Here is an 11,903-nt window from a genome sequence, read left to right as displayed (position 1 = left end):
TGGTATCTCGACCCCCTCGATACTCGAAAGCGAATGTGTTTGATTGGGGCAGGTCCGTTCCTCTGACCGCAAAACGAAGGACGTTACCCTAGCCGTCCTTGCTGTATGAGTACACCCGTTGAACTGCCAACCTGTCACAGGCATTGCTTTGTCGGTGGATGTAAATATTTAAGGCATTAAAAAGCCGGCTTGTGGCCGGCTTCTCGCTGACTGCTTCAGCTTGTTTTTGACAAACCTCACCAGCCTTCAAATCGCTCAGCCCACATTGCGTCGGGCTGAATAGTAGGGGCATCTGCGGGAACTCCTCCGCATCGCCGAGCAGGGTGGATAGCCTTCGCCACCCCCTGCCAAATGTGCGGCGCATGATACCCACATTCACCTCAGTTGCCCACCTCTGGATCCGATTTAGAGCCTTCCCAACCCAACAAATGCTCATCCAGCGGTACGGGCGGGCGGCGGTTATTCAGGGTGGACCACCAGAACACCCAGCCCACAATCTGGAAGTTCTGCTCGAACCGTTGCTCGTACGTAAGGTACTCGTCGGGATGTTCACCGGCATTGTGGCTACGCATGCGCAATCCGCCGCCGGGTCGGTTGTAGAGGTATTTGATGCGCAGCATGCCGTCGTGTTCGACGGCGTAGATTTCGCCGTCGATGATTTGGGTGCGGCCTCGGTCGATGGCGAGGGTGGCGCCTTGTTGGATGATGTCGATCATGCTGTTGTCGACCATGTAGGCGCCCAGGGCGCGCTCGGGGTTGACGTTGAGGGCTTGGAGGGTATGTAGGGTGACGCGGATGCGTTCGGTGGAGGTGAATGAGGGGTGGAGGTCGATCTCCACGTCGATTTTTTCTGGGAGACAGGCGGGGCCTGTGAGGTATTTGCCGCTTCCTTCGCGGATGGTGGGCAGTCCTTTACGGGTGGTCGGGCCTTCCAGCAGGAAGTTGGCCGGTGGGTGTTTGGGGCCTTCGCCGGTGCGCAGCCAACGGCTGGAGATGCACAGCAGTTCTGCGATCTCGTTGAGTCGGCCCATGGGTACACCGCGCTTGAACCAGTTGTTCACGTGTTGAGGCGTGACGCCGCGGTTCTTGGCGAAGTCGGAGGCGGAAAGATGGACTTCCCGCAGTAGCGCTTTTAAACGATCACCTGATGTATTCATAAACACAAAGCTTACTGACCGGGACAACAGATCAAATAAACCATGCGTTGAGTTGGTCATGTAGGTCTTTGCTTAGTTGTAGCCTGATACTTCGGATCAATGTCGAAATTAAACATTTTCTATAAGTAATTGAACTTGCCGTTTAATTTTTCCCACAAAAAAAGCCCCGAATGATCGGGGCTTTTTCAATTGCCGAGGCAATGAGGAGCGGGTATCAGCCTTTGTAGGCAGCGACCGACTTCAGGATCTCGGCACGGGCGGCGTCTGCGTTGCCCCAACCGTCGATCTTCACCCATTTGCCTTTTTCGAGGTCTTTGTAGTTCTCGAAGAAGTGTTTGATCTGCTCCAGCAACAGGGGCGGCAGGTCGGTGTATTCCTTCACGTCCACGTACAGCTGGGACAGCTTGTCGTGTGGCACTGCGATGACTTTGGCATCGCCGCCGCCGTCGTCGGTCATGTTCAGGATGCCGACCGGACGTGCGCGGATCACCGAGCCAGGGGTAACCGGGTAAGGGGTTACGACCAGCACGTCGAGGGGGTCACCGTCGTCGGCCAGGGTGTTAGGGATGAAACCGTAGTTGGCCGGGTAGAACATCGGGGTGGCCATGAAACGGTCAACGAACAGGCAGTCGCTGTCTTTGTCGATTTCGTATTTGATCGGCGCGTGGTTGGCCGGAATCTCGATGGCGACGTAGATGTCGTTCGGCAGGTCTTTGCCAGCCGGAATCTTGCTGTAGCTCATTGGGCGTTGCCCCCGTTAATTGGCCATTAAACATGGCCGGATTGGCCTAAAAGTGGCGGCGATTATAGGCACATTCTGACGCCGATGCCATGCGCCAGACGTCGTACGGTCATTCGCCTTGTGGCTGATAACGCGGGTCGCTGGCTTGCAGTTGGGTGAGGCGGGCCAAGGGATCCTGGCGATAAAAGCGGCTGAGTTGGGCGTACACCTGTGGATAATGGCTGACCAGCAAATCCGGGGCGCTGAAAAAATATTCGCTGGTGACGGCAAAGAATTCAGCCGGGTTTTCGGCGGCGTAGGGGTCGATCTCGGTCTCGGCGTCCGGGTTGGCGTCGAGTTGGCGATTGAGGTCGTCGTAGGCGGTCTGCATCACGCTGGCCCATTCCTGCACGCGCATGTCGTTGTGCAGCGGCGGCAGGCCGTTGGCGTCGCCGTTGAGCATGTCGAGTTTGTGCGCCAGTTCGTGGATGACCAGGTTGTAGCCTTCCCAGTTGCCACTGGCCAGCACGCCGGGCCAGGCGAGGATCACCGGGCCCTGTTGCCAGGCTTCTCCGCTGTGTTCGCCGTCCCATTCGTGCTCGATGCCGCTGCTGTCGCGATGGCGCTGAGGGCTGACGAAGTCGTCGGGGTACAGCACGATTTCATGGAAGCCCTGGTACCAGTCGAGGTCGCCCAGGTTCATCAGCGGCAATTGCGCCTGCGCGGCGAGCAGCAGGCGTTGTTCCTGGTGCAGCTCGACGCCGGGCAGGGCGGTCAGGTGCTTTTCGGCGAGGAACATCACGCAGGCTTCGCGCAGCCACTGGTCCTGCTCGGCGCTGATGCCGTCGAGGAAGGTCAGGTGATGGCGCACCCGCTGCCAGGTGTCATCGGCAATCGGGTGCTTGGCCAGCAAGCGCCGGCGACGCCAGGCGCTGAGGGACCACATATCCGGTTACTGCGGCTTGGCTTCGGAGGATGCGCGGCCAAAGCGGCTGCGGAACACACCAATGATCATCGGCACCAGGGACAGCAGGATGATGAACACCACCAGCAGCGACAGGTTTTTCTTGATAAAGGGCACGTTGCCGAAGAAGTAACCCAGGGTCACCAGGCCGCCAACCCATAGGATGGTGCCGAATACGCTGAAGCCGAAGAAGCGTGGGTAAGGCATCTTGGCGATACCGGCTACGAATGGTGCGAAGGTGCGCAGGATCGGCAGGAAACGCGCCAGGGTCACGGTTTTGCCGCCGTGCTTGTCGTAGAAATCGTGGGTTTTTTGCAGGTAGTCGCGGCGGAAGATCTTCGAGTTCGGGTTGTTGAACAAGCGTTCGCCGACCGTTCGCCCGATGACGTAGTTGGTGCTGTCGCCCAGGATCGCCGCCAGCATCAACAGGCCGCCGAGCAGCACCGGGTCCATGCCGCCGCCTGCGGCCACGGCGCCGGCAATGAACAGCAACGAGTCACCCGGCAGGAACGGCATGACCACCAGGCCGGTTTCGCAAAAGATGACCAGAAACAGAATGGCGTAGATCCACGGACCGTAGTTGGTTACCAGCAGGTCGAGGTAGACGTCGAGATGCAGGATAAGGTCAAGCGGGTTGAAATCCATGGATGGCACCTGTGTGGATGGCCCGGCTCAGCAGGCCTGTGCGGAAGCTCGGGTAATAAGGCTACAAGTGTATGCCGCTTTTCTTACAACCCTGAAAGGTCCGCATTATACGGATTGAGAGGTGAAAAGCGTGTTGGTTTTGTAGCGGGGGATGTCGTGGCTAGCAGGATAGGGGAACGAGCTTTCTGTGGCGAGCGGGCTTGTTGTGGCAAGCCCGCTCGCCACAATAGAGGCCCGCCCGACGAGCATTAATCTTCGCTGATCGGCAACACGTAGTTCTTGAACTCCGTGTCTTCGCGAAACCCAATCGACTCGTAGGTCTTCTGTGCCACTTCATTGTCGCTGCTGGTCGACACCCGCAGCCGCACCGCATGGGTCTCCTTGGCCATCTTCTTGGCCGTGCGCATCAGGTTGTCCGCCACCAGTTGCCGGCGTGCGTCTTCAGCCACGTAGATGTCATTGAGGATCCACACCCGCTTGAGCGACAACGACGAAAAGCTCGGGTACAGCTGGCAAAAGCCCAACAGTTTTTTGTCGTCATCATCCGCCAGGGCCAGGTAAATCACCGATTCCTTGCGGCGCAGGCGCTTTTCCAGGAAGTCCCGCGATGAATCCGGGAAGGGCAACGCCCCGTAGAACTCGCGGTATTTGACGAACAACGGGGTCAACAGGTCCAGATGTTCCAGGGTCGCTTGAGTAATCCGCATGCCAGGCCTCAACTTCCAAATGGGGTATGACCACACAAGCGGCCGTGACTCGATGCTGCCTAATGGCGCGAAAAAGCGCAATCATGCAGCGATCAGTCATCCGGTGAACTGAGCAGGAAATTGCCTTTCATCAGGTCCGGATCATCCGACTCGATGGTCTGGACCTGCGCCTCGTCCTTGAGATTGACCCCCGACAGCTGCCGACGACACGCCTCTCGCATCAAGTACAGCAAACGATGGGCCGCCATGCCATAGCTCAGGCCTTCCAGACGCACATTGGAGATGCAATTGCGATAGGCGTCGGTGAGGCCGACCTTGGGGTTGTAGGTGAAATACAGTCCCAGGCTGTCCGGCGAACTGAGCCCCGGCCGTTCGCCGATCAGGATCACCACCATCTTGGCGCCGAGCAATTGCCCGATTTCATCCGCCACCGCCACCCGGCCTTGTTCCACCAGAATGACCGGCGACAACGACCAGCCTTCGGCGTGGGTTTGTTCTTCCATGCGTGTCAGAAACGGCAAGGTGTGTTTATGCACGGCCAGCGCGGATAAACCATCGGCCACCACCACGGCCAAGTCGACGCCGCCGGGATTGGCCGATGCGTGATCGCGCAGCGCTTGGGCGGAGTCATCGCTCAAGCGCCGCCCCAAATCCGGGCGTTGCAGGTAGCTGTGGCGGTCGGCAGCCGCGCTGTGCAGCAACAGCGTGTCACGCCCGCGTTCGGCCAACTGGCTGCTGAGACCCGCATGGTCGAAGGGCAAATGCACCGCGTCCCGCGCCTGGGCGTGGGCAAATTGAAAGTCCAACTGCGCGTTGGTGGGAATGCTGGTGCCGGTTCGGCCCAGGGCAATGCGCGCCGGGGTCAGGCGGCGCAGTTCCAGCCAGGGGTTGTCAGGCAGGTCGAGTTGCACAGGCGGCTCCTTCATCCCAGTTGCGCCAAGGCTTGGCGAAAGGCCGGTGGCAGGCTGTTGCCGAAGTGCACCTTGCCGTCGGCTTGCGTGAAGATGCCCATTTTTGCCAGCCACTGTTCGAATTCCGGCGCCGGTTTTAAACCCAATGTTTGCCGGGCGTAGAGCGCGTCGTGGAATGAAGTGGTCTGGTAATTGAGCATGATGTCGTCGGAACCGGGGATGCCCATGATGAAGTTGATCCCGGCCACGCCCAGCAGGGTCAGCAGGGTGTCCATGTCGTCCTGGTCGGCTTCGGCGTGGTTGGTGTAGCAGATGTCGCAACCCATCGGCACGCCCAGCAGCTTGCCGCAGAAGTGGTCTTCGAGGCCGGCGCGGATGATCTGCTTGCCGTTGTACAGGTACTCCGGCCCGATAAATCCTACGACGGTATTCACCAGAAACGGTTTGAAATGTCGGGCTACCGCGTAGGCGCGGGTCTCGCAGGTTTGCTGGTCGACGCCAAAGTGCGCGTTGGCCGACAAGGCGCTGCCTTGGCCTGTCTCGAAATACATCAAATTCTGGCCCAAGGTGCCGCGATTGAGGCTCAACCCTGCTTCATAACCTTCCTGCAGCACGCTCAGGCTGATGCCGAAACTGGCGTTGGCCGCCTCGGTGCCGGCGATCGACTGGAACACCAGGTCCAGCGGCACGCCACGGTTGATGGCCTCGATGGAGGTGGTGACGTGAGTCAGCACGCAGGCCTGGGTCGGAATCTCGTAGCGCTGGATGATCGCGTCGAGCATCTCCAGCATGGCGCAGATCGAGGCGATGCTGTCGGTGGCCGGGTTGATGCCGATCATGGCGTCGCCATTGCCGTACAGCAGGCCATCCAGAATGCTCGCGGCGATGCCCGCCGGTTCGTCTGTAGGATGGTTGGGTTGCAGGCGTGTGGATAAACGCCCGCGCAGGCCCATAGTGCCGCGAAATTGCGTGACCACGCGGATCTTCTGCGCCACCAGTACCAGGTCCTGCACGCGCATGATCTTTGACACGGCGGCGGCCATCTCCGGCGTCAGACCTGGGGCCAAGGCGCGTAGGGAATGTTCGTCGGCCGCGTCGCTGAGCAGCCAGTCACGCAGACCGCCGACGGTCAGGTGGCTGACGGTGGCAAACGCCTGTTTATCGTGGGTGTCGATGATCAGGCGGGTGACTTCGTCGTTTTCGTAAGGGATCAGCACTTCTTGCAGGAAGTGTTTCAACGGGATATTCGCCAACGCCATCTGCGCCGCCACGCGCTCACCGTCGTTCTGTGCGGCGACGCCGGCGAGGAAGTCCCCGGAACGCGCGGGGCTGGCCTTGGCCATCACGTCCTTGAGGCTGTCGAAGCGATAGGTTTGTGCACCCACCGCGTGGGAAAAGCTTGCCATACAGTGTCTCCTTGGCGACGCGGGCAACTGCCCGCGTCGAGGTTTACGGCAGTTAGTGCAGGGCGGCCTCTGCGGCCTGGATCGCCGCGAATTCCTCTTCGGGCGTGCCTGCTACCAAGTGATGCCGGCTGTAGAAAGCAAAGTAAGCAATTAATACTCCATAGATGATCGCGGCGCCAATCACCACCCGCGGATCCACCAGAAAGCCCGCCACCACGGCCACGCAGGCCAGCACCAGCGCAACGCCGGAAGTGAAGATACCGCCCGGTGTGCGGTATGGACGGTCCATTTTGGGGCGACGGATGCGCAGGGTGATGTGCGCGGCCATCATCAGCACGTAGGAAATGGTTGCGCCAAACACTGCCACCAGAATCAGCAGGTCACCCTGGCCGGTCAGCGACAAGCCGAAGCCGATGATGCCGGGGATCACCAAGGCCAACACTGGCGCTTTGCTCTTGTTGGTCTGGGACAGTTTGCGCGGCAGGTAGCCAGCACGGGACAGTGCGAAGATCTGCCGCGAATAGGCGTATATGATCGAGAAAAAGCTCGCGATCAGGCCAGCAAGCCCCACCAGGTTTACGAAGCTGCCCATCCAGGTGGAACCGCCGTAGGACAGCGCCAATGCTTCAACCAGCGGGTTGCCGGATTTGATCAATGCGTAAGTGCCGGCGCCGCCCGGTGCGATCACCAGGATCAACAGGGCAAAACTGGTCAGCACCACAATGGCGCCGATCAGGCCACGCGGCAGGTCGCGTTTCGGGTTCTTGGTTTCTTCGGCGGCCAGGGGTACGCCTTCTACGGCCAGGAAGAACCAGATGGCATAAGGAATTGCGGCCCACACACCCACGTAGCCGAACGGCAGGAAGGTGCTGGCGCCCTTGGCTTCAGTCACCGGAATATCCAGCAGGTTGGCGACATTGAAGTGCGGCACCATCGCCACCAGAAACACACCCAGTGCGATCGCGGCCACGGCGGTGATCACAAACATCAACTTCAGGGCTTCGCCCACGCCAAAAATGTGGATGCCGATAAAGATGATGTAGAACGCCAGGTAAATCATCCAGCCGCCGATACCGAACAGCGACTCGCAATACGCGCCGATAAACACCGCGATGGCGGCGGGGGCGATGGCGTATTCGATCAGGATCGCGGTGCCCGTAAGGAACCCGCCCCAAGGGCCAAAGGCGCTGCGCGCAAAACCGTAGCCGCCGCCAGCGGTGGGAATCATGGAAGACAGTTCGGCCAGGGAAAAACACATGCACAGGTACATGGTGGCCATCAACAAGGTGGCAAGGAACATCCCGCCCCAGCCACCCTGGGCCAGGCCGAAGTTCCAACCGGCGTAGTCGCCGGAGATCACATAGGCAACGCCAAGGCCGACCAGCAGTACCCAGCCGGCGGCACCTTTTTTCAATTCGCGTTGTTGGAAGTATTGGGAGTCGACTTTTTCGAAGTCGACAGATGAACTTGTAGGTTCGCTAGACATGGGAAAGTACCTTCCGTTGTTATTGTTTTAACTCGGCCTCTTTGTGCCGAATGCACTTCGCAAGTACTTATGAAGATCTAAATGTGGGAGCGGGCTTGCTCGCGAAAGCGGTGTAACAGTCACTGATTTATTAACTGACCCACCGCTTTCGCGAGCAAGCCCGCTCCCACATTTTAATTGCATTTCAAATGTGAGAGCGGGGTGTCAGTTAGAAGAAGCCCAATGGATTAATGTCGTAACTTACCAGCAAGTTTTTAGTCTGCTGGTAGTGATCCAACATCATCTTGTGCGTTTCACGCCCTACACCTGACTTTTTGTAACCACCAAACGCGGCATGCGCCGGGTACAGGTGGTAGCAGTTGGTCCACACGCGGCCCGCCTTGATTGCGCGGCCCATGCGGTAGGCGCGGTTGATATCGCGGGTCCACACCCCGGCACCCAGGCCGAACTCAGTGTCGTTGGCAATTGCCAGGGCTTCGGCTTCGTCCTTGAAGGTGGTGATGCTCACCACCGGGCCGAAGATTTCTTCCTGGAACACGCGCATTTCATTGGTGCCCTTGAGCAGGGTCGGCTGGATGTAATAGCCGCCGGCCATGTCGCCTTCGAGCTTCTCGACCTTGCCGCCGGTGAGCAGTTGCGCGCCTTCGCCCTTGGCGATTTCCAGGTAGGACAGGATCTTGTCGAACTGCTGCTCGGACGCCTGGGCGCCGACCATGGTGTCGGTGTCCAGCGGGTCGCCGCGTTTGATCGACTCGATTTTCTTCATCACGACTTTCATGAAGTCGTCGTAGATCGACTCTTCCACCAGCGCACGGGAAGGGCAGGTGCACACTTCGCCTTGGTTGAAGAACGCCAGCACCAACCCTTCGGCGGCTTTCTCAATAAAGGACGGCTCGGCTTTCATGATGTCGGCGAAGAAGATGTTCGGCGACTTGCCGCCCAATTCCACGGTCGACGGAATGATGTTCTCGGCCGCCGCATGCATGATGTGCGAGCCCACGGGCGTCGAGCCAGTGAAGGCGATCTTGGCGATGCGCTTGCTGGTGGCCAGGGCTTCGCCGGCTTCTTTACCGAAGCCTTGAACCACGTTCAACACGCCAGGTGGCAACAGGTCACCGATCACCTCCAGCAACACGGTGATGCCCAGCGGAGTTTGCTCGGCGGGCTTGAGCACTACGCAGTTACCGGCGGCCAGGGCCGGGGCGAGTTTCCACGCCGCCATCAGGATCGGGAAGTTCCACGGGATGATCTGGCCGACCACGCCCAGTGGTTCATGGAAGTGGTACGACGCCGTGTGTTCGTTGATTTCGGCGCTGGTGCCTTCCTGGGCGCGGATGCAGCCAGCGAAGTAGCGGAAGTGGTCGGCGGCCAGTGGGATGTCGGCGTTGAGGGTTTCACGCACGGCCTTGCCGTTGTCCCAGGTTTCGGTGATGGCCAGCAGTTCGAGGTTCTGTTCGATGCGGTCGGCGATTTTCAGCAGGACCAGCGAACGGTCCTGGGCCGAGGTCTTGCCCCAGGCGTCGGCGGCGGCATGGGCGGCGTCCAGGGCCTTGTCGATGTCTTTGGCGGTGGAGCGCGGGAATTCGGCAATTGCCTTGCCGTTGACCGGCGAGGTGTTGGTGAAATAGTTGCCATCGACCGGCGCAACGAACTCGCCACCGATGTAGTTGCCGTACTTGGCTTTGAACGAAACGATGGCGCCTTCAGTACCGGGGTGTGCGTAACGCATGGTGGGTATCTCCTGGCTTTTATGTTTATTGGGAGCGCAGCGCAGCAAGCGCTTGATAAAGCGTAGAGCAAAGGTTGGGCCACCGCCTTGCTGGCTAGGCAAATCAAGGGGTTAGGCTTTGTAGCAAGGCGTTGCTGTGGCAGGCTCGATACACCCCGTGTGACAGTTTGTGCCACAAACGGTACAGCCTGTGACCGGTGAGTCGCTCCGGGATTGCATTGCCTGGAGGGCTGGGGGATGCTGGTGGTTCTCACGCAGGGAGAATAATAAGAAATGCACAACGATCATTTCAGCCGCCATGCCCAGCAAGTCCTTACCGTGGCGCATGGCCGCGACCCGTCCAGCGATCCGTCCATCGCCCGCTCCTGGCTGCGTTGTCTGGAGGACTACCACCTCGACCCTGCGCAAACCATTGCTCCGACTGTGCTTGAACATGGTCGCTTGCTGGAACGCCGCGAGCGCCTGCAACAAGTGCTGCACATCGCCGGCAACGAGATGAACAGCCTGCATCAGCAGCTCTCGGGCGCCGGCCATGCGGTGTTGCTCACGGATGCACGCGGCGTGATCCTCAACTGTGTCACCGCGCCGTCCGAGCGCAAGATCTTCGAGCGCGCCGGGTTGTGGCTGGGCGCGGATTGGAGTGAGGCCTGCGAGGGCACCAACGGCATCGGCACCTGCCTGGTGGAACGCCAATCCCTGACCATTCATCGTGACGAACACTTTCGTGGCCGGCATACCGGGCTGACCTGCTCGGCGAGCCCGGTGTTCGATCCCCATGGGGATCTGCTGGCGGTGCTGGATGTGTCCTCCGCGCGGGAAGCGGTGTCGCGCCAGAGCCAGTTTCACACGATGGCGCTGGTGAACCTGTCGGCGAAGATGATCGAGAGTTGCTACTTCCTGCGTCATTTCGAGAACCACTGGCTGCTGCGTTTTCACTTGCAAGCCGAGTCGGTGGGGCTGTTCAGCGAAGGGCTATTGGCGTTCGATGGTGAAGGGCGAATCTGTGCAGTGAACCAAAGTGCCCTGAACCTGCTTGGGCAGCTACGGGGCGGTTTGCTGGGACAGCCTGTGGAAGCGTTTTTCGACTGTTCCCTGGATCAATTACTCGGCCGCGCCAGCGCCAATGCCACGGCCAGTTGGCCGCTGCGCACCCGCGATGGTCGACAACTGTTTGCCGCATTACGTGGGCAAGCGCGCAGCGCACCAGCACCTTTCATTAAGCCTGAGCCTGCTCCGTTGCCAGGCATCTGCCTGGGCGATCCGACGCTGCAACAGGACTTTCGCAAGGCGCTGCGGGTGTTCGAGCGTGATGTGCCGCTGTTGATCAATGGCGAAACCGGTTCCGGCAAAGAGGCCTTCGCCAAGGCGGTGCACCTGGCCAGCCAACGTGCCGACAAGGCATTCGTCGCGCTCAACTGCGCCGCCATCCCGGAAAGCCTGATCGAAAGCGAACTGTTCGGCTATCGCGGCGGCAGCTTTACCGGTGCGCGCAAAGAAGGCATGCAAGGCAAGTTGCAGCAAGCCGACGGCGGCACCCTGTTCCTCGATGAAATCGGCGACATGCCCCTGGCGCTGCAAACCCGACTATTAAGGGTGCTGGAGGATCGGCTGGTGGTGCCGCTCGGCGGCGAGCCCCAGGCGGTGAATGTACGAATTATCAGCGCGACCCACCGCAATCTACTGGAGCGCGTGCAGGACGGCAGCTTCCGCGAAGATTTGTACTACCGGCTCAATGGCCTGGAAGTCGGCTTGCCGCCGTTGCGCGAGCGTAGCGATAAGTCCCAGTTATTGGATTTCCTGCTGGCCCAGGAGGCCAATGGCGAGTCGGTGGCTCTCGACCCATCGGCGCGTGGCGCGTTGTTGGCGTTTGCCTGGCCGGGTAACGTCCGCCAGTTGCGCACGGTACTGCGCACCCTGGTGGCGCTGTGTGATGGAGGACGTGTCGGCCTGGAGGATTTGCCCGCGCAGATTCGTCAGGCCCGACCCGTGCCGGTTGCGCAGGCCAAACCGTTGGAATCACCGCTGGAAGACGCCGAGCGCCTGGCCTTGCTCGCCGCGTTGCAGCAGCAGCGCTGGCACATGACGCACACGGCAGAGCAACTGGGCGTCAGCCGCAACACGCTGTATAGGAAGCTGCGCCGGCACGGCATCGCACGTCACACCCTCAGCTAAAGGGT

The 11,903-nt window shown here is 60.0% G+C and carries 10 protein-coding genes; 1 reads left to right on the top strand and 9 read right to left on the bottom strand.

The window, feature by feature from the left end; genetic code table 11:
- Positions 1–380 precede the first annotated feature (380 nt).
- From AYR47_RS03330 to exaC, 9 genes are all read right to left on the bottom strand, one after another.
- Complete coding sequence (locus tag AYR47_RS03330; protein ID WP_033898375.1) at positions 381–1,157, bottom strand: LexA family transcriptional regulator; 777 nt, start codon at positions 1,155–1,157, stop codon at positions 381–383.
- Positions 1,158–1,371: 214 nt separating this feature from the next.
- Positions 1,372–1,899 (bottom strand): inorganic diphosphatase, encoded by a 528-nt coding sequence (gene ppa, locus AYR47_RS03325; protein ID WP_003219382.1) that lies wholly within the window; start codon positions 1,897–1,899, stop codon positions 1,372–1,374.
- A 109-nt stretch (positions 1,900–2,008) separates the two neighbouring features.
- Entirely contained in the window at positions 2,009–2,824 is an 816-nt protein-coding gene (locus tag AYR47_RS03320; RefSeq protein WP_033898376.1) for a zinc-dependent peptidase, read from the bottom strand.
- Positions 2,825–2,830: 6 nt separating this feature from the next.
- Positions 2,831–3,487, bottom strand: coding sequence for a DedA family protein (locus AYR47_RS03315; protein ID WP_033898377.1), 657 nt, complete (start codon positions 3,485–3,487; stop codon positions 2,831–2,833).
- 248 nt (positions 3,488–3,735) lie between these two features.
- On the bottom strand, positions 3,736–4,194 hold the full coding sequence (locus AYR47_RS03310) for a GNAT family N-acetyltransferase (protein WP_016978562.1): 459 nt from the start codon (positions 4,192–4,194) through the stop codon (positions 3,736–3,738).
- A gap of 92 nt (positions 4,195–4,286) precedes the next feature.
- Entirely contained in the window at positions 4,287–5,120 is an 834-nt protein-coding gene (gene eutC / locus AYR47_RS03305) for an ethanolamine ammonia-lyase subunit EutC (RefSeq protein ID WP_033896422.1), read from the bottom strand.
- On the bottom strand, positions 5,117–6,511 hold the full coding sequence (locus tag AYR47_RS03300) for an ethanolamine ammonia-lyase subunit EutB (protein ID WP_061434311.1): 1,395 nt from the start codon (positions 6,509–6,511) through the stop codon (positions 5,117–5,119). Before AYR47_RS03300 ends, eutC begins: the two co-directional genes overlap by 4 nt.
- A 52-nt stretch (positions 6,512–6,563) precedes the next feature.
- Positions 6,564–7,997, bottom strand: coding sequence for an ethanolamine permease (gene eat, locus AYR47_RS03295; protein ID WP_016978565.1), 1,434 nt, complete (start codon positions 7,995–7,997; stop codon positions 6,564–6,566).
- Between the two features lie 208 nt (positions 7,998–8,205).
- Positions 8,206–9,726: an acetaldehyde dehydrogenase ExaC gene (gene exaC / locus AYR47_RS03290; protein ID WP_033896425.1), complete on the bottom strand. Its 1,521-nt coding sequence runs from the start codon at positions 9,724–9,726 to the stop codon at positions 8,206–8,208.
- Between the two features lie 273 nt (positions 9,727–9,999).
- Between exaC and AYR47_RS03285 the strand changes: the two genes are divergently transcribed.
- Positions 10,000–11,898 (top strand): sigma-54-dependent Fis family transcriptional regulator, encoded by a 1,899-nt coding sequence (locus tag AYR47_RS03285; RefSeq protein WP_061434309.1) that lies wholly within the window; start codon positions 10,000–10,002, stop codon positions 11,896–11,898.
- Positions 11,899–11,903 lie beyond the last annotated feature (5 nt).

It is taken from the genome of Pseudomonas azotoformans (assembly GCF_001579805.1).
In the GTDB taxonomy this organism is placed as follows: domain Bacteria; phylum Pseudomonadota; class Gammaproteobacteria; order Pseudomonadales; family Pseudomonadaceae; genus Aquipseudomonas; species Aquipseudomonas azotoformans_A.
This window is presented reverse-complemented; position numbering and strand designations above follow the sequence as displayed.

Bases quoted from the DNA above. Each gene is read 5' to 3' on its own strand.
- AYR47_RS03310 (WP_016978562.1), bottom strand. From the start codon at position 4,194: ATGCGGATTACTCAAGCGACCCTGGAACATCTGGACCTGTTGACCCCG.
- exaC (WP_033896425.1), bottom strand. From the start codon at position 9,726: ATGCGTTACGCACACCCCGGTACTGAAGGCGCCATCGTTTCGTTCAAA.
- ppa (WP_003219382.1), bottom strand. From the start codon at position 1,899: ATGAGCTACAGCAAGATTCCGGCTGGCAAAGACCTGCCGAACGACATC.
- AYR47_RS03285 (WP_061434309.1), top strand. From the start codon at position 10,000: ATGCACAACGATCATTTCAGCCGCCATGCCCAGCAAGTCCTTACCGTG.
- eat (WP_016978565.1), bottom strand. From the start codon at position 7,997: ATGTCTAGCGAACCTACAAGTTCATCTGTCGACTTCGAAAAAGTCGAC.
- eutC (WP_033896422.1), bottom strand. From the start codon at position 5,120: ATGAAGGAGCCGCCTGTGCAACTCGACCTGCCTGACAACCCCTGGCTG.
- AYR47_RS03320 (WP_033898376.1), bottom strand. From the start codon at position 2,824: ATGTGGTCCCTCAGCGCCTGGCGTCGCCGGCGCTTGCTGGCCAAGCAC.
- AYR47_RS03300 (WP_061434311.1), bottom strand. From the start codon at position 6,511: ATGGCAAGCTTTTCCCACGCGGTGGGTGCACAAACCTATCGCTTCGAC.
- AYR47_RS03330 (WP_033898375.1), bottom strand. From the start codon at position 1,157: ATGAATACATCAGGTGATCGTTTAAAAGCGCTACTGCGGGAAGTCCAT.
- AYR47_RS03315 (WP_033898377.1), bottom strand. From the start codon at position 3,487: ATGGATTTCAACCCGCTTGACCTTATCCTGCATCTCGACGTCTACCTC.